Source organism: Sphingopyxis sp. OAS728, assembly GCF_014873485.1.
Taxonomy (GTDB): domain Bacteria; phylum Pseudomonadota; class Alphaproteobacteria; order Sphingomonadales; family Sphingomonadaceae; genus Sphingopyxis.
Genome location: NZ_JADBDT010000001.1, coordinates 4,852,890 through 4,870,186 on the forward strand (window position 1 = coordinate 4,852,890; position 17,297 = coordinate 4,870,186).

Sequence of the window (17,297 nt, forward strand, 5' to 3'; positions counted from 1 at the left end):
CATAATGCCCCAGGGGAGCCCAGCCGCATGACCGATAGCCTGTTCCGCCGCAAACCGATCGTTCCGGAACGACGCGAGGGTGAGCAGGCGCTCGCGCGAACGCTAGGCTGGCCGCACCTGATCGCGCTCGGCGTGGGGGCGATCGTGGGTACGGGCATCCTTACGTTGATCGGCGTCGGCGCCGACAAAGCGGGTCCCGCGGTAATCCTGTCCTTTGCTATCGCCGGGCTGATCTGCGCCTGCGCGGCGCTCGCCTATGCCGAAATGGCGACGATGATCCCGGCTTCGGGCAGTGCCTATACTTATTCCTATGTCGTGATCGGCGAACTGCTCGCGTGGATTGTCGGATGGAGCCTCATCCTCGAATATTCGCTGGTGGTGAGCGCGGTAGCGGTCGGCTGGTCGGGCTATGCGGCGCCATTGCTGGAGGCTTGGGCGGGCGTCCCGATGGCGCTGATGCAGGGGCCGGAGCTCGGCGGCATCGTCAACATGCCGGCAATTGCGATCATCGCGGTCGTCGCCGGGCTGCTGCTCGTCGGCACGCGCGAGAGTGCGACGCTCAACGCGATCCTCGTGCTCGTGAAAATCGTCGCGTTGGTCGTGTTCGTCGCGGTCGCGCTGCCCGCGTTCAACGCCGCCAATCTCGAGCCGTTCAGCCCCTATGGCTTTGCGAAGCATCTCGGTCCCGATGGGGTCGAGCGCGGTGTGATGGCTGCCGCGGCGATCATCTTTTTCGCCTTTTATGGGTTCGACGCGATCGCCACCGCGGCCGAGGAAGCCAAGAATCCTGACCGCGACCTCAAGATCGGCATCGTCGGATCGATGTTCGCCTGCGTCGTCATCTATATCGGCGTCGCCGTTGCCGCGGTGGGCGCCATTGCCTACACGCGCTTCGCCAACAGCCCCGAGCCGCTGGCGCTGATCCTGCGCGAACTCGGGAGCCCGCTCGCGGCGCAATATCTTGCCGTCTCGGCGATCATCGCGCTGCCGACCGTGATCCTTGCCTTCTTTTATGGCCAAAGCCGCATCTTCTTCACCATGGCGCGCGACGGGCTGTTGCCTGCCGGCCTTGCCAAGCTGTCGTCGCGCGGGACGCCGGTGCGGATCACGATCTTTACCGCAATCGTCGTCGCGGTGCTCGCGGGCTTCATTCCCCTGGGCGAACTGGCGGCACTTGCGAACGCTGGAACGCTTGCGGCGTTCACCGCAGTGTCGATCTGCATGCTCATCATGCGCCGACGCGCGCCCGATGCGCCGCGCACTTTCCGTACGCCGCTGCCATGGGTGGTCGGCGGCATCGCGGTGCTTGGATGCATCTATCTGTTCTTCAGCCTGCCGGCGCAGACCCAGCTGTGGTTCCTCGTCTGGAATGTCGCAGGCCTCGGCGCCTATTTCCTTTACGCCCGGCGCAATGCGGTCATCGCCTGATTGGTGGTAAAGGCGATTGCATCGAGCCGCTTGGCGGTGCAGTGATTTGGCAGGGCGAACAGGAAGTTACGGGGGAAACAGGGTGATGAATATCTGGCGTGGCGCGGCTTGTGTCGCCGTCGTCCTTGTGCCTGCGCAGATCGCCTGGGCGGGCGAGCAGCCGCTTTATGAGCCCGCGCCTGGGTGGGTCACCGTCGCCAAGCTTCCCGACACCGCGGCGGGCAGCGCGGTCGCCGGGCCGGTCCTCTACGACGTCCAGCAGCGGGTCGATGGTGCGACAGTGTGGAACTATGTCGACACGGCGCTCAAGCTCGATACGCCCGAAGCGCTGTCGCAAAGCAGCAATCTGACGCTTGCCTGGGCGCCCGACAAGGGCGATCTGATCATCCACCAGGTTGCGATTATCAGGAATGGCGAAGAAATCGATGCGCTTGCGGGCGGACAGAAATTCACCGTCCTGCGCCGCGAGCAGGCGCTTGAACAACGCGAATTGACCGGCATTTTGTCGGCGACGCTTGCGGTCGAAGGCTTGCGCGTCGGCGATGTGCTGCGCGTCCGCATGTCGACGACGGTCAAAGATGCGGCGCTGGGCGGTCGCGCTCAGCTTGCGCTGCCGCTGATCGCCGAACCGGCGCCGATCAAGGCCGCCTCGTATAAATTGTCCTGGCGAACCGGCGACGCCACCCAGTGGAAGGTGCTGAGCGGCAATGTCGACGCAAAGCCGAAACGCGCCGGCGAATTTTCGGAACTTCCGATCGTCATGCCGATCGCGAAGCTCACCGAAATTCCCCAGGACGCGCCGGGGCGTTTCCAGCGCCTGCCGCTGATCGAGGCGTCAACCTTCGCGAGCTGGGCCGACGTGTCGAAGATCATGGCGCCGCTTTATGCGACCGACGGCACGATCGCCGCGGGCAGCGCGCTTGCCGGCGAGGTCGCGACGATCAAGGCAGCGACCGACGATCCGCTGAAGCGGACCGCGATGGCGCTGCAACTGGTGCAGGACAAGGTCCGCTATCTCGCGGTCGGCATGGACGGCGGCAATTATGTGCCGCAGACCCCGGCAAAGACGTGGGACGTGCGCTACGGCGACTGCAAGGCAAAAACCTTGCTCCTCCTCGCCATACTCCATGCCATGGATATCGAGGCCGAAGCCGTGCTCGCCCACGCGGACATGGGCGAGCTGGTCGAGCGCCGCATCCCGAGCGCGCTGGCGTTCAACCATGTCATCGTAGGCGCGAAGGTAGGCGGGGAAACGCTGTGGCTCGACGGGACCGGCTTGGGCGCGCGGCTTGCGGACATTCGCGATACGCCGCCGTTCGGCCATGTGCTGCCGGTGCGGACCGGTGGCGCCGAGCTGGTCAAGATCGCGCTGCGTGCGCCCGCGCGCCCGATCGTCGACCTGACGCTCGATGCCGACGAAAGCACGAGCGTCGACCTGCCGTCGGTGATCGACCTGACGATGGTCGTGCGCGGGCAGCTCGCGAGCCTGATGACGCTGGCGAGTTCGCAGCTCGGTGCCAAGGAGCAGCGCGAGCTGACCGAGAAATTTCTCCAGCATTATGTCGGCGAGGCGCAATATGATGCGCTGACCACGACCACCGATGCCGAAGCGGGCAGCATCACGATCAAGGGCAAGGGCGTCTTCACCACCGGATGGCGCCGCGACGACCAGCGCATGGAACGCTGGATGTCGCGCTCATCCAGCATGATCGGCTTCGAACCCGATCGCGCCCGGGCGTCGTGGGCCGACATCCCCGTCGCAACGGCCGCCCCCGACCTCGCGCACTACCGGATGCGCATTCGCCTGCCCGACGGCGGGCGCGGCTATACGATCGAGGGCGATCCAGCGGTCGACGCGCAGGTCGCAGGCTATGATGTGAAGAGAACGGCGAGCATGGAAGGCGGCGTGGTGACCGTCGACGAATGGTTCGCGACCGCCGGCCGCGAAATCCCGGCGGCGCAGATCGCCGCCGAACGCGACCGCGCCGTGACGTTGCTCGCCCGCGCGCCGCGCATGGTGGCGCCGGCCGATGCACGGCGGCGCTGGAATCTGAAGGGCGCCGGATCGGTGTCGCAGCTCAAGGCCGCGAGCGCCATTTTTGCGAAGGCGGCGGCGGAAGCGGACGAGGAAAATGTCACCGCGCTGACCAGCAGCGCATCCTTCCACCAGGGGATCGGCGACTATAAGGGCGCGATCGCGGCGCTGACGAAGCAGATCGCGCTTCTGCCGTCGGTCGAGGCCTATCTCGCCCGTTCGGCGGTGCGCAAGGAACTGGGCGATATCGCGGGCGCGCTCGCCGATGCCGAGGAGGCGCGCAAGCTCGACCCCGCTTCGCAGGGCGCGGTTTTTTCGGTCGCGATGCTGATCGCCGAGCGCGGCGATGTCGCCAAGGCTTCGGCGATGCTCGACGAACGCATCGCGCTCGGCGGCAAGACCCGCGACGATTATCGTATGGCAAAAGCGACGGTGGTCGGCGAATTCGGCGATGCCGCCGCCGCGATTTCCGAACTGGACGCCCTGATTGCGGCCAAGCCCGGGGTGCCGACCCTGCTCAACGCCCGCTGCTGGATCAAGGCGACGCGCAATGTCCAGATGGATACCGCGCTCAAGGACTGCACCTCGGCGATGGAGCTCAGCGACAGCACCGCGCAGATCCTTGACAGCCGCGCGCTCGTCTGGATGCGGCTAGGCCGCGACGAGGATGCGTTGCGCGACCTCGACGCGGCACTGTCGCAAGTGCCCGGAATGGGATCGAGCCGCTTTCTCCGCGCGATCGTCAAGAAGCGTATGGGGCAGACGGAGGATGCGGCGGTCGACCTTGCGGTCGCACGTCAGATGTCGCCGTCGACCGAACGCGACTATGCGCGCTTCGGTCTCAAACCCTGACGCGCGCCGCCACGATCAGTCGAACAATTCGCTGAGGACGCTCTTCCAATAGAGAAGGCCCCGCTCCGACCGGGGAGGCGGAGCGGGGCCGAGTTTCGCCGCGCCGTTTTCAGCTATCGGCTTCGAAAGCCAGCAAGTCGCCGGGCTGGCAATCCAGTTCGGTGCAGATCGCCTCGAGCGTGGAAAAGCGCATCGCCTTGGCCTTTCCGGTCTTGAGGATCGACAAATTGGCGAGGGTGATGCCGATGCGGTCGGAGAGGTCGGTCAACGTCATCCGCTTGGCGTGGAGCAGGTCGTCCAGTTTCACGACGATCGCCATCACACAGTCCCTTCCAGCTCGTCGCGCATCGCGGCGCCGCGTTCGAAGACCGCCGCGAGGACGAAGGCGAGCAGGATCGCGAGGATGCCCTGCAGATCGAGGCCGCCCATATTGGCGAACTTGCTGGTCGATACCGCGATGTTGCTCGCCACCCAACCGAGCGGGAAGGCGAGAAGCTGTGTTGCGACGAGCGCCCAGCCGATGCGGCGGAGGCGCGATGCGTTGGCGGGAACAAAAGGATCGGACGCCGCGCTCGCGACGAGCGCCTGGAGCTGGCGCAGAATATAGATGGCGACGGCAAGGATCGCCGCGAGGATGCCGAGCAACGCAAAGAGCTGCGGCCGCATCGCGCCGGCGTCGAGGAAGACGGCGCTGTTCTTCGCCTCAGCCGCGATGTCGGGCCACATCACGATCAGCGCCCCGGCAGAGCCGAGGACAAACAGGATGGCGGCCGCGACGAGCGCCAGCATCAGCCAGAGCAGGCCGCGGGTCACGCCCAGCAAGGTCGAATGATCGGCAGGCATATCGTTCTCCGATGATTTACTTATCGAAGAACGATATATTGCCTCGCCGCCTTATCGTCAATCGATAATATCGAAAAACGATAATTCGGTATCAGATGGCCTGCCAGGGGAAGCTGAGCGGCGCCTCGCGGAACGCGAAGCGGTCGAGATGCCGTGCGACGACGCCCTTCATCGCCTCGACATGTTCGTCGCTGCTGGCGTCGATGCGGACCGACAGGGCGTCGGGGCCCGCATCGAAGGTCACGAGCGCGTCGCCTGCCCAGGTGGCGCCGCGCGCGTCCTTCGGGAAGGTCACGGTGCCATGCTCGGGGGTGAATTCGACCGCGAGGTTATGCTGCCAGTGCTTGCAGAGCTGCTGGAGATATTTGCTCGCGTGCGCGGTGGGGGTGTTTGCGATCGCGCTCACCATCACAGGCGCTCGATCTTCTGCGCGGCTTCGTCGATCAGCGCGACGATATCGTGCAGCGTGTCGTTCTCGAGATCGCGGTCGCCGAGCCGGTTCATCAGCACCTGCCGCAGATTGCCCATCGCGCGGCGCACCGAAGCCGAGTCCGTGCGCTGGGTTTCTTCGCCCACCGCGCTCAGGCGCACAAGCGCGGCTTCGACGATTTCGCTATTGGCTTCAAGTTCGGCGTGGCCGGCGTCGGTGATCGCGAACAGCTTTTTCGCGCTGTCGCTCTGCTGCGCCTCGATCAGGCCCATGTCGTCGAGCATCGTCAGGGTCGGATAGATGACCCCCGGGCTCGGTGCATAGCTGCCGCCGGTCAGTTCCTCGATGTGGCGGATCAGGTCATAACCGTGGCGTGGTTCGTCGGCGATCAGCTTCAAGAGCACGAGCCGCAGCTCGCCGCCGTCGAACATCCGCCGCCGCTCACCGCGCTCGCCCCGGCCGCCGCCGCGACGGCCACCGCCGCCGAAGCCATGGCCAAAGCCATGTCCGAACCCGCGCCCGCCGCGATGCATCGCGTGCCGCCCGCCGCAACCGCGGCCTTCCATTTTTGCGTAGAATATCATTTGTCGTTCCTTAGAGTGATTCTAGATGCGTCTAAGATATATCTTAAGAAAGGATGCGCAAGGGGCTTCAGGAAAAATTCTCGACGGAAATGAGAAGCGATCAGCTCTTGCGCGCGAAGCGCAGGTGAATCAGCGGGTAGGCGCGTCCTTGGCCATCGCGCTCCGACCGGCCAGTGGGCACGAAACCTAGGCGCTCGTAAAAGCCGACGGCTTGTCCATTCTGTTCGTTCACTTCGGTCGTCAGCATCGGATGATGTTCCAGCGCATGCGCGACCAGCGCGCGCCCGACACCGGCGCCGCGATGCGCCGGGTCGATGAACAGGGCCTCCATGCTCGATCCGTCGAGCAGCATGAAGCCGATCGCCCGGTCCTCTGCATCGACCGCCAGCCAGAGCGGTGCTGCGGGCAGGAAGGATTGGACTTCGGCTTCGATGGCCACGCGATCTGCGGCCGTCAGGAAGTCGTGCGTCGCGTCGACGGCATCGCGCCAGATCTGGACGGCGCGCGGTCCATCGGCGGGGGTGGATTGGCGGATGCGGAACATGGTCGCGTCTCTAGTGATGGCGAGCCGGTGCGCCAAGCGGGAAACGCGGCGGAAATCGTGGACGGGCCTTGACTCTGCGCCCGCTGACGCTATTAGCGCCCCCGTGTTGCCAAGGCTCCGGCCGAGGCAATTCCGTCCGAGACAGTTGGTGAAGGGGATTTGCCCTTCTTAATTTCCAGCCGAGACGGGGAACAGTCTTTTTCGGTCGCCCGCCTGTTTGATCAGGCGACGCGTCTTGACCGACCCCATCGGACATCGTTGCGCAAATGCAGGCGAGCCTTGGCTCGCGTCTGTCTTTGCGTGTGTTAGCCGCCCGGCGGCGCGTGCGTTTCGGCGCGGGCGCATCCGGGCAGATGAGTGGAGTATAGGCATGGATCGTACGGAAAAGGCCGAAGCCGTATCCTCGCTGAACGCTACGCTGGGATCAGCTGCTGCTGTTGTGGTCGTCCGCAACCTCGGCATGACCGTCGCTCAGTCGACGGTGCTGCGCCAGCAGATGCGCGACGCAGGGGCCGACTTTCGCGTCACGAAGAACCGTCTTGCCAAAATCGCGCTCGATGGCACGTCCTACACCGGTATCGGCGAACTGCTGACCGGTCCCACGGCTCTCGCAACCTCGACCGACCCGGTCTCGGCTGCCAAGATCGCCGTGGAATTTGCCAAGACCAACGACAAGCTTGAAATCGTTGGCGGCGGCATGGGCGACGTGGTCCTCGACGTGAATGGCGTCAAAGCGCTTGCTTCGCTTCCCTCGCTCGACGAGCTCCGCGCCAAGATCATCGGTCTGGTGCAGGCTCCGGCCACCAAGGTTGCGCAGATTGCCGCAGCCCCGGCGGGCCAGTTGGCGCGGGTTTTTGGCGCATATGCCGCCAAAGAAGCAGCGTGATTTCGAACTAAACCTGAAACTTACTACCGGGATATCCCGGTTCTGATGGAGAATGAACATGGCTGATCTTGCAAAGATCGTTGAAGAACTGTCGGCGCTGACCGTCCTCGAAGCGGCTGACCTGTCGAAGATGCTCGAAGAAAAGTGGGGCGTTTCGGCTGCCGCTGCTGTTGCTGTCGCCGCTGGACCGGCCGCTGCCGCTGGCCCGGCTGCTGAAGAGCAGACCGAATTCGACGTCATCCTGACGGGTGACGGCGGCAACAAGATCAACGTGATTAAGGAAGTCCGTGCGATCACCGGCCTGGGTCTTGGCGAAGCCAAGGCGCTCGTCGAAGGCGCACCGAAGGCCGTCAAGGAAGGCGTCAACAAGGCTGAAGCTGAAGAGCTGAAGGCCAAGCTGCTCGCCGCCGGCGCGACCGTCGAACTGAAGTAATCAGTTGGCGAGGGGCCGGCGGGTTCATCCGCCGGGTTCCAGCGAAAAATGAGAAAGGGCGGTGCCGCGAGGCACCGCCCTTTTTCTATGCGGTGAGGGGACCACCGCAGAGTGTCCGGCCTAGTTCTTGGAATAGCCCGGACGGAAGCTGGTAGAAGTCCGGACGCGCGCGGGTTCGGGGCGACGAACTTCCTGCTCCTGCACCGCCGGGGCGGGGCGCTGGGCAATTTCCCAGGCGCTGACCGGCTTGCGGGCCATATCCTTCTGCCCAGCCAGCGTCTCGTCATAGGCGGTGCGTTCCTGACGATCGAGGAAGCGGGCGCGCTTCAGGCGCTTGCGGAGCGTCGCAAAGGGATTGTCGTCGGTCGGACCGGCGAGTGCCATCGCTTCGTGACGACCCATGCTGCCGCTCGGCGCTGCGGCGAAAGCGGGAACGGTTCGCGGAGCGACTTGCTCACGCGGGGCGTAAGCGGGCGTGACCCATTGCTGGGTGCTGGCGGTCGCCGGTTCAGCGGCGGTCGTGCGCTCATATTCATAGGTCGGCGCTTCTTCATAAACCTCGCCCGCGGTGCGGCGGCGACGGGCATAGGCGAGGCCAAGACCGCCGACGATAAGCAGCGCGGCGGCACCGCCGGCGAGCTCCCACGGAAACTCGTTTCCGGTCGTATTTACCTGTTCAACGGCGACCGGCGCCGGCTCGGCGACGGGTTCGATGGCGGTCGTCACGGGTGCCGCGATCGGGCCCGCTTCGTCAAGGAGCGGGGCATCGGTTGCCGGCGCGGCGGCGGGCGTTGCTGCCACCGGTGCCGCAGCGGCCGGCGCCGTGGCTGCGGGACGGGTACGCTGCGCCGTGCGCTCTGCACGCGGGGCAGGGGCGGCGGCACGTTCGGCGGCCTTGGGCGCCGGAGCGGTTGTTTCGGGCGCAATATCGAGCGGCACACGGATCACCGGGGTCGGGGCCGGGGGCTGGCTTGCCTGGGGCGTCGCGACGGGTGCGGTCGTGCTCGGCGCAGTCGTGCTCGGCTCGGCCACCGTCGGCGGGGTTTGCGGCGTCGGCGCTGCAACCGGCGGCGTCATCGTAACCGTCGGCGTTTCCTGCGCAAAAGCGCTGGGGGTGGAAAGAACCAGGAACGCGGCAATCGCGCTCATGGCGGGGCGGGAGAGGGCGATATTCTTTGTCATAGTGAAGGACGAACGAACCGGCGGGCGAAAGTGCTGCCCGGAAAGCGCCGATTCCGGGATGAGCCGTGTTCGTCGAACGGCGCGGCGAAGATTTCGGTGCCGCTCAACGTCGCCAGCAACCATTTTTGCGGTCAGGCGACGAAGGTCACGTTGCCGGCAAAGGCTTGTTTGCAAGCCCGCATTTCCGGGGCGGAACGCATTATAATGACACTGATCTTGCGCTTTGGTGGCATGCCAGTCACCAATTCGTCATCCCTGCGCAACCTCGGCGTGGTCAACGCCGCGCATGAAAACGACCGATCTCTCGCCGACCCGGCTGCCGAACCATCTGCGCGACACGCAGCGGCTTCTATTCATTGCGAAGCATGCGCGCTGGACTGGCGGGCTCCATTCCGATGACGGCAATCATGCGCTTTACCACCGCGAGATGCGCGAGACGCTCGAGGGGCTCGGCATCGAACTGCTGATCGCCGACAGCTATGCCGCGCTGTTCGACAGACCCGCCGCGGACTTCGTCTTTCCGCTGCTCAATCGCGGCGGTTTCTTCAATTCCGAAATGCTGCTGCCTTTGCTGTGCAACCAGCACGGCCTGCCTTATCTGGGCGCATCGCCGATCGTGCGCGGGCTGTCCGACGACAAGCATCTGACCAAGCTGGAGGCCGCGGCGCGCGGCGTGCCGACGGCGCCCTGGGCCTTGTTCCGACGCGGGGCGCCGGTCGACGTGTCACGCTGCCCGCCGGCGCGGCGCTGGGTGATCAAGCCGAACAACAGCTCGGCCTCGTGGGGCGTCCGCGATGCGCACGACCGCGTCGAACTCGCGCAGGCGATCCTCGAAATCCACGCGCTCGATCACGACGCGCTCGTCGAGCCCTTTATCGACGGCAGCGATATCGAGGTGCCGGTGATCACGCTGGATGGGGAACCGGCAATGTTGCCGATGATGATCTTCGAGCAGGATGATCCGACCCAGCTTCGTACCTATCAGGAAAAGCGCGATCTGGTCGGTAATGTCGGATATTGCATCAAGCGCTTCGACGATCCGGCGATCGGCGACCAGATCGCCGACTATACAAGGCGCATGGCGGACATCTTCCGCCCGTTCGATTACGGCCGCTTCGAGTTTCGCGTCGATCATGCGACGGGCGACGTCCGGCTGCTCGAGGTCAATCTCAACTGCAACCTGTGGTCCGAAAAACTCTTCTCGCGCTCGGCGGTCTCTGCGGGCTTCACGCACGCGTCGCTGATCGAGACGATCGTCGCCGAAAGCATGCTCCGCCAGATCGCTCCCGCGGCGCAGCGGAACGCCGCGTGAGCGGGTCGATCCTGATCCTCGCGGGCCGCCGCCCCGGTGCCGTCGACGCGCTCGCCGAGGCGCATGGCGTCGCCGATAAATGCCTTGTTCCGGTCGCCGGGCGGCCGATGATCGCGCATGTGCTGGAAAGCGCGGCCGATAGCCGCGCAGGGCAGGTTTTCGTATCCACGCATCACGCGGACCTGCTCGGCGACCTGACGGATCCGGTCGTCGATCTGCTCGGCGATCGGTTGGTCGTCGTGCCTGCGGCCGACAATCTTGCGGATTCGGTTCTCGCGATCGCGGGCATCGCCGGCTTTCCGCTGCTCATCACAACCGCCGACAATTGCCTGCTCACCCCTGCGACGATCACCGAGATCGAAGCCGAGGCGGAACGGCTCGGCGCCGATGCCGGCGTGGCGCTGGCGCGGCGCGAGGATGTGCTGGCGGTTCATCCCGAGGGCCAGCGGCGCTTTTACGAATTTTCAGACGTCGCGGTGTCGAACTGCAACGCCTATTGGATCGGGCATCCGAATGCGCTGCGCGCAGCGGAGGCGTTTCGCGGCGGCGGCCAGTTCGTCAAGAAGCCGTTTCGCGTGATGCACGCGTTCGGCCTTATCAACCTGCTCCGCTTCCGGTTCGGCCTTGGTCCGATCCACCACATCTTTCAGCGCATCTCGCGCCATCTGGACGTCGAAATCGCCCCGCTGCTGGTCAGCAACGGGGCGACGGCGATCGATGTCGATAATGAAGGGTCGCTGCGGGTGACCGAGGCGCTGATGAAGCGCCCCGATATCGTCAATCCGCGACCCAGTTTCCGTGGAAGCCCGGCGGGATGCGGTGCGGCAGGTGAACGACAGCTTGCGGTGACCCGCTGAAGTCATCGGCGTTGAGGATGACCAGTTCGGTCGTCTCGTGGTTCATGTCGACCACCAGCCCGATCAGCCAGCCGTCATCCTCTGCGCCGTCGGCGCTCCGCGGCACAAAGACGAACTCGCCGGGGTGGCGGCCGGCGCCGAAGTCATGGACGGCGGTCGTGCCCGCTTCCAGATCATGCTTGAAGAGCCGCGTCTCGGCCAGCGCCCACTCGGTCGATTCCCCGTCGGGAATCGCGATGCTGTAGGCGTAGCGATAGGGCCGCGTTGTCAGCCGTTCGTCGTAGCGCGGAAATTCCTGTGCATGATCGTGGATGACGGCGCGCGTCGTCGTTCCCGCCACCGGATCGATCGTCCAGCGTTCGAGGCGCGATTTCTGGCTGTCGGGACCGCGTTTCGATTCCGCGAACATCGTTTCGTGCGCGACCACGTCGACGATCACCTTGCCGTCGGCGGTCTCAAAGGCGTTGGCGGGATGGAAGACATAGCAGGGCTCGACGGGCACCCAGATAATGCTATCGCCGCTGCCTTTCCTGCGGAGGAGGCCGACGCGCGCCTGGTGCGCCTCGTTCCATGCATAGGGAAAGCGATAGCCGGCGAGCAGCATCTTCATCGAGAAGGTGACGGGCAGGTCGAAGACCAGCATATGATTTTCGGTGATCGCACAGTCGTGGATCGACGGGCCATCGCTGACCGCAATGGCTTCCTCGCGGATGACGTGCGCGTCCTTGTCGAGGACGACGTGCCAGACCTTGTTGGGTTCGTCGCCGCGATAGGTGATCGCGTGCATCTCGTCGGTGAAGGGGTCGTGATGCGGGTGCGCGGTGTAGCTGCCGACCAGCGTGCCATCGAACGGGTTGTGCGCGATCGTGCTCAGTTCGTAGCCGAGCTCGACCGGCTTGCCGCCCGCTTCGACGATCGCGAAGGTGCGGCCCGCGAGGCCCACGACATTGGTGTTCGGCGCATCGTTATTTTCGGCGCGCGGGCCGGGGGGCAGGTCTTCGCCGAGCACCGCGCAGGCTTCGCTGCCGCGGACCCAGCGGTTGCGATACCAGTCGGCCTTGCCGCCTTCGATACGGATGCCGTGGACCATGCCGACGCCGGTGAACCAGTGATAGCTGGCGGGGTCGGGCGCCGCAGCCGGGTTTGGCCCATTACGCAAGTAGCGGCCGGTCAGCGCGGCGGGGATTTCGCCGTCGACGCGCAATTCCTCCAGCGTGAACTCCTCGGTCATCGGTTTGTGGATGCCGGTGAGGAAGGGGTGCGCGTCGGTGGGGCGGGGGAGGCGCTTGCGGTTGAAGTCGGCAACCTTGCCGATGCCTTTGACGACAGCGCCGCGGATCAGGGTTTCGACGTTGCTTGCCATGATGTTGCTCCTTACGGATGTTGTCGAAGGTGCCGCGTAGCGTGGGGCTTGTGCGGACGACTCGATATGTTTACAGTGACAACATGATGGCAAGCAAAGATAACAGCGTCAACATAAAAAGCGACGGCGCGAAGGCGACGGGCGCTTATCATCATGGCGACCTGCGCGCGGCGGTGATCGCGGCGGGGCTCAAGCGGCTGGCGGAGGGCGACGCTGGCGAGCTCGGCCTGCGCGCGCTCGCCCGCGATGTGGGGGTGAGCGCGACCGCGCTGTACCGCCATTTCCCCGACAAGGAGGCGCTGCTCGACGCGCTCGCCGACGAAGGACTGCGACGGCTCGGCGCGCTGCAGGCGCAGGCGTGGCTGAAAGCGGGCGGCGCGGTCGCGGGCTTCAAGGCGACGGGGATCGCCTATGTCCGCTTTGCGCATGACGAGCCCGCGCTGTTCCGGCTGAGCTTCACGCGCCAGATGTCCGAACGTTGTCCCGATGGGAGCAATGATGGCGGCGAGGTTGCCTATAATTTGCTGCGCGCCGGAGTGGGCGAGGCGCTTCCGGGCGTCGAGGATCCCGATACCGCAGCGCTGCACGCCTGGGCGCTGGTGCATGGCCTCGCGATGCTGATCCTCGACCGGCGCATCGCATGGGATGAGGCCAAGGTCGCCGAAGTTGTCGGATTGACCTTTGGCGGGGTTGGCTGACCCCCCCCCCGGCAAAAGACACCGCGAGTGGGTATTATTATTAGCGGTTTATTTTCCCCTTTTCGGTTAACTGACGGCATGACCCAGTCGCTGACCCCCAGAGTCGAAGCGGTCTTTTGGTTCCTGCTGACCGCAACGGGATATTTTCTGCTTGCGAGCCTGTCGCTCCACGCCACCAAGGGCGCCGACAATATCGCCGCGGTATGGCCGCCCAGTGGCTATTTCCTCGCGCTGCTGTTGCTGATGCCCGCGCGCGCTTGGGTCGCGGCGTTCGCGGGGATGGTGGCGGCAAGTCTGGGCGCCAATATCTATGGCGGGGCGCCGCTGCTGTCGTGCCTTGCCTTTACATTCTCGAACGGTTGCGAAGCCGCGCTCGCGCTGTGGATCATGCGGCGCCGCGAGCCGGGCGAATTGTCGTTCATGGTGCCGCGTTCGGTCGTCAGTTTTTGCATCGCGGCGTTTGCGGCGAGCACGGCCAGCGCGTTCCTTGCGTGGGCACTTGCCGGAAAAAGCCTGGATTTCTTCCTGTCGTGGCTGACGACGGTCCTGCTCGGCATGCTGATCGTGACCCCGCCGATCGTGATGCTGGCGCGCATGGTCGGGACGAACGCGCTGACCAACGCATCGACGCGGATGAAAGCCGAGGCGACCGCGATCCTCACGGTCACCGGGCTGGTCACCATCGCGTGCTTCTCGCAAGCGCAATTTCCCGTGACCTTCCTTCCATGCATCGCGGTGGTCGCGGCTGCCTATCGGTTGGGGCCCTTTGGTGCCGCCGCAGGCATGCTGATCGTCACGATCATCGCGTCGCTGCTGACGGGGCAGGGCTATGGGCCGATCGCGGCGATCGAGGGCGTACAGAAAACCCGCGTCCTGTTCCTGCAATTCTACCTGCTCATCCTGCTGTTCACGACGCTGCCGCTCGCATCCTTGCTGATCGGGCGCCAGCGGCTGGCGAAGCGGCTCGAACAAAGCAACCGCTGGCTGCTCCAGGCCGAAGCCGTGGCGCTCGTCGGGCATTGGCGCGTCGACCTTGTCAACTGGACGATCACCTGGTCGGACCAGTCCTATCGCGTCCACGGGCTGGAGCCGGGAAGTCCGGTCGATGTCGATTATAGCGTCAAACAATATGTCGCCGAAGACCGGCTGGCGGTCCGCAAGATTTTGGCCGAGGCGGTTCGCACCGGCGAGCCGTTCGAGTTTCAGGGACGGATATTGCGCACCGACGGCGAAATCCGGCACGTCAAATCGCACGGATCGATCGAGATGGGGCGCGGCGGCAAGGCTGTCGCCATTTTCGGAACCGTACAGGATGTGACCGCGACGGTCGAAGATGCGCGGATTCTTGAGGCGGCGCGCAGCGCGGCCGAACGCGTCGCCAACACCGACATGCTCACCGGCCTGCCCAATCGTCGTCACACGCTGGCCACGCTCGAAAGGGCGCTGGCGGGCGCGCAGAGCCATGGCGCGCCGCTTGCCGTGGCGATTTTCGACATCGATCATTTCAAACGGATCAACGACACCTACGGCCATGCAGCAGGCGATCAGGTGATCCGCCGCGTCGCGCTGCGGGCCAAGGCGGCGCTGCGCGAGGAAGATATCGTCGGCCGCATCGGCGGCGAGGAGTTCGTCTGCATTCTCCAGCGGTCGAGCGCGCAAGCCGCCGAGATCGTCGCCGAACGCGTTCGCAAGGCTGTCGAGGCCGGCACCGCCGCCGAAGACGATTTGCCCAACGCGACGATCAGCGTCGGCCTGGCGGTCTATGACGGCGAGGCCGACGTCGAGGAACTGCTGCACCGTGCGGACAAGGCGCTGTATGTCGCGAAGCGCGAAGGACGAAACCGGCTGCGCAGCGCGGCCTGATGGACGCGGGCGAAGAGGGCCGGTCCTATCGCGTCCGGACATCCCGCTCGAGCGACCGTCCCGCCAGCCAGATCGCCAGATTGCGGACATATTGGCGGATCGATCGTTGCGCGTCCGGAGAATGGGCCAGCGCATCGCCGGGCTTCTCGCTGACGAAGCTTGGGCAACCCATCGCCGGGTCCCAATTATAATCGGCGAAATGATGGAAGGTGGATTGGGCAAGCGCCGGGCCGCCATCCGCGGTCGGTTCGAACGCGACCGCGAGGTTGAAGCGATTGCCGCTCACCTGGCTCACGCCGGTTGCGATGACGCGCGCCGAGGTCTCGCTCTCGGGGACGCCGACGGCTCCCTCGTGGGGATGGGATGGCAGATAATGTATCAGACCATCGGCTGCCGACGGATCGCTGAGCAGAATATGCGGCGGATCGGCGATGGTGATCGTCTGAAAATCGCCGTTCGCGCCCGAATGATAATTCGGCCAGAGGATGTAACTCGTTTCGCGGTCGTCCACGACATGGCGGGCCGGATCGGGTTCGGGGCGCTTACTATGGAAAAAATGCGCATTGCCAACGCCGGTCAACGAACACACCGAGCAGCCGAGGTCCATATGGTCACGCGACACGAGCAGGCCCCGGCCATTTTCCCTGAAACGGCTGATTGCCTCGCAATCGGCGTCGGTCAGGCCGTCGCCGGTATCGACCGCGAACAGCCAAAGTTCGTCATAGTCGGACTGATCGATCGTCGAAAGGACCGGATCCGGACTGCCCGGCTCGGTGCGGTCGCGCGCGGTCACGGCGCATAACGGCTGGCCATCCGCGTCGGTCAGGCCGGACAGATAATCGCGGAGCATCGAGAAGCGTCCGATATGCCAGTCATCGTCGATCGGGGGGATGGTCGTCTGGAGCAGGATGCGAATGGGGGCGGCCATGGGTTTTCCTTGTGATAGGCAGGATTCTTCGACCGATAAACTACGCCGTACGGGGCGTCGGACTCAGGCCCGAAATCTGATCATTGGCTTGTACCGTTTCCGGCATCGGCAGGCAGCCAATTTGCTGATAGACCTGCTTGTCGTCGAACGCGGGACAGTGGAGATCGCATCATGGAACCGGACGAAGCAATGATGGCGCGGCGGATGCTGCTTGCGGGCGCGGCCGGGATGGTCGCCTTGATCCACGCGCCCTGGGCCTTGGCGCAGTTGCCGAAGAGCGGCGTGAAGGGATTGATCGCCGGCGCGTCCGACGGCGCGCTCGACAAGCTCGCGCAACCGGGGGCCTTTTATCGCGATACGGCGGTGCGCATCCTGTTGCCCGGTGCGAGCGGGAAGCTGGCTTCCAAACTTTTTGGCATGGGGGACAAGCTGGGGCTCACCACAAATTTGACCAAGAGCCTGAACGACGCCGGCGGCAGGGCCGCGGGCGAGGCGAAGCCGGTGTTTCGCGCCGCGATCGACAATCTGCGCTGGACCGACGCGCCGGGGCTCGTCACGAAGAACGACGGTGCGACACGCTATCTGCAGACGAGTGCGGGCAGCGTGCTGTTTACGAAGGTGTCGCCGCTGATCGGATCGGCGCTTGAAAATGTCGGCGCCTATCGCCAGCTCGACCAGCTGTCGAAGGGCAATCAATTGATGGCGTCTGCGGGGCTCACGCGCGACGGGCTCACGCGGTCGGTAACCGATCAGGCGCTGAAGGGCATCTTTCACTATATGGCGGGCGAGGAGGCGGCACTGCGGCGGAACCCAGCGGCGTTGTTGAAGGGCGTGTTTTAGGGATGCGCCGCTAACGACCGGTTGCGGCCGATCCACTACCTAACCCGTTCGCATCGAGCGAAGTCGAGATGCCCCTCGGGCTAGGCGTTGCGTCGATGGGTGTCTCGACTTCGCTCGACACGAACGGGAAGAGGGCGTGGCTGCTTTCGACCGATTGCTGCCGATAGGGATGTGAACCCCGGCGAAAGCCGGGGCCCAGAATTCCAACACTAACCTTGC

Annotated in this window: 17 protein-coding genes; 9 read left to right on the forward strand and 8 right to left on the reverse strand. The window is 64.9% G+C overall.

All coding sequences use genetic code 11. The annotated features are described in order from the left end of the window. The first annotated feature begins 27 nt into the window (after positions 1 to 27). Both GGC65_RS22885 and GGC65_RS22890 read left to right on the forward strand, forming a co-directional pair. Complete coding sequence (locus GGC65_RS22885; protein WP_192649265.1) at positions 28 to 1,428, forward strand: amino acid permease; 1,401 nt, start codon at positions 28 to 30, stop codon at positions 1,426 to 1,428. Positions 1,429 to 1,513: 85 nt separating this feature from the next. Then, positions 1,514 to 4,315, forward strand: a complete 2,802-nt coding sequence (locus GGC65_RS22890) for a DUF3857 domain-containing protein (protein WP_192649266.1) — start codon at positions 1,514 to 1,516, stop codon at positions 4,313 to 4,315. 109 nt (positions 4,316 to 4,424) lie between these two features. On the opposite strand, the gene GGC65_RS22895 is transcribed toward GGC65_RS22890, so the two are convergent. The 5 genes from GGC65_RS22895 to GGC65_RS22915 form a co-directional block, all read right to left on the reverse strand. Continuing rightward, on the reverse strand, positions 4,425 to 4,634 hold the full coding sequence (locus tag GGC65_RS22895; RefSeq protein WP_058539484.1) for a helix-turn-helix domain-containing protein: 210 nt from the start codon (positions 4,632 to 4,634) through the stop codon (positions 4,425 to 4,427). After that, a complete protein-coding gene (locus GGC65_RS22900; protein ID WP_192649267.1) occupies positions 4,634 to 5,158 on the reverse strand; it encodes a DUF2975 domain-containing protein in 525 nt (174 codons plus the stop codon). The genes GGC65_RS22895 and GGC65_RS22900 overlap by 1 nt, the downstream gene beginning before the upstream one ends. A gap of 91 nt (positions 5,159 to 5,249) precedes the next feature. Then, the gene (locus tag GGC65_RS22905; protein ID WP_192649268.1) at positions 5,250 to 5,567 is read right to left on the reverse strand and encodes a DUF2218 domain-containing protein; all 318 of its coding nucleotides are present in this window, start codon (positions 5,565 to 5,567) and stop codon (positions 5,250 to 5,252) included. Continuing rightward, a complete protein-coding gene (locus tag GGC65_RS22910; protein WP_413052747.1) occupies positions 5,567 to 6,172 on the reverse strand; it encodes a PadR family transcriptional regulator in 606 nt (201 codons plus the stop codon). Before GGC65_RS22910 ends, GGC65_RS22905 begins: the two co-directional genes overlap by 1 nt. A 100-nt stretch (positions 6,173 to 6,272) precedes the next feature. Continuing rightward, complete coding sequence (locus GGC65_RS22915; protein WP_192649269.1) at positions 6,273 to 6,716, reverse strand: acetyltransferase; 444 nt, start codon at positions 6,714 to 6,716, stop codon at positions 6,273 to 6,275. Between the two features lie 370 nt (positions 6,717 to 7,086). Between GGC65_RS22915 and rplJ the strand changes: the two genes are divergently transcribed. Both rplJ and rplL read left to right on the forward strand, forming a co-directional pair. After that, positions 7,087 to 7,602 (forward strand): 50S ribosomal protein L10, encoded by a 516-nt coding sequence (gene rplJ, locus GGC65_RS22920; RefSeq protein WP_166941561.1) that lies wholly within the window; start codon positions 7,087 to 7,089, stop codon positions 7,600 to 7,602. 58 nt (positions 7,603 to 7,660) lie between these two features. Beyond that, positions 7,661 to 8,035, forward strand: coding sequence for a 50S ribosomal protein L7/L12 (rplL, locus tag GGC65_RS22925; protein WP_192649270.1), 375 nt, complete (start codon positions 7,661 to 7,663; stop codon positions 8,033 to 8,035). 120 nt (positions 8,036 to 8,155) lie between these two features. Here the strand turns inward: rplL and GGC65_RS22930 are convergent, their stop codons facing one another. Further along, the gene (locus GGC65_RS22930) at positions 8,156 to 9,217 is read right to left on the reverse strand and encodes a hypothetical protein (protein ID WP_225940969.1); all 1,062 of its coding nucleotides are present in this window, start codon (positions 9,215 to 9,217) and stop codon (positions 8,156 to 8,158) included. A 286-nt stretch (positions 9,218 to 9,503) separates the two neighbouring features. On the opposite strand from GGC65_RS22930, the gene GGC65_RS22935 reads away from it, so the two are divergent. Both GGC65_RS22935 and GGC65_RS22940 read left to right on the forward strand, forming a co-directional pair. Further along, entirely contained in the window at positions 9,504 to 10,529 is a 1,026-nt protein-coding gene (locus tag GGC65_RS22935) for a phosphoribosylglycinamide synthetase (protein ID WP_192649272.1), read from the forward strand. Next, a complete protein-coding gene (locus tag GGC65_RS22940; RefSeq protein ID WP_192649273.1) occupies positions 10,526 to 11,386 on the forward strand; it encodes an NTP transferase domain-containing protein in 861 nt (286 codons plus the stop codon). The genes GGC65_RS22935 and GGC65_RS22940 overlap by 4 nt, the downstream gene beginning before the upstream one ends. On the opposite strand, the gene GGC65_RS22945 is transcribed toward GGC65_RS22940, so the two are convergent. Further along, positions 11,307 to 12,749 carry a carotenoid oxygenase family protein gene (locus tag GGC65_RS22945; protein ID WP_192649274.1) on the reverse strand — a complete coding sequence of 481 codons (1,443 nt, stop codon included), beginning with the start codon at positions 12,747 to 12,749 and terminating at the stop codon, positions 11,307 to 11,309. The two genes, GGC65_RS22940 and GGC65_RS22945, sit on opposite strands and share 80 nt — an antisense overlap. A gap of 83 nt (positions 12,750 to 12,832) precedes the next feature. Between GGC65_RS22945 and GGC65_RS22950 the strand changes: the two genes are divergently transcribed. Further along, positions 12,833 to 13,447: a TetR/AcrR family transcriptional regulator gene (locus tag GGC65_RS22950; protein WP_192649275.1), complete on the forward strand. Its 615-nt coding sequence runs from the start codon at positions 12,833 to 12,835 to the stop codon at positions 13,445 to 13,447. Between the two features lie 78 nt (positions 13,448 to 13,525). Continuing rightward, a complete protein-coding gene (locus GGC65_RS22955; RefSeq protein ID WP_192649276.1) occupies positions 13,526 to 15,310 on the forward strand; it encodes a sensor domain-containing diguanylate cyclase in 1,785 nt (594 codons plus the stop codon). A gap of 25 nt (positions 15,311 to 15,335) precedes the next feature. On the opposite strand, the gene GGC65_RS22960 is transcribed toward GGC65_RS22955, so the two are convergent. Next, positions 15,336 to 16,238, reverse strand: coding sequence for a hypothetical protein (locus GGC65_RS22960; RefSeq protein ID WP_192649277.1), 903 nt, complete (start codon positions 16,236 to 16,238; stop codon positions 15,336 to 15,338). A 171-nt stretch (positions 16,239 to 16,409) separates the two neighbouring features. On the opposite strand from GGC65_RS22960, the gene GGC65_RS22965 reads away from it, so the two are divergent. After that, positions 16,410 to 17,078: a DUF4197 domain-containing protein gene (locus GGC65_RS22965; RefSeq protein WP_225940970.1), complete on the forward strand. Its 669-nt coding sequence runs from the start codon at positions 16,410 to 16,412 to the stop codon at positions 17,076 to 17,078. Positions 17,079 to 17,297 lie beyond the last annotated feature (219 nt).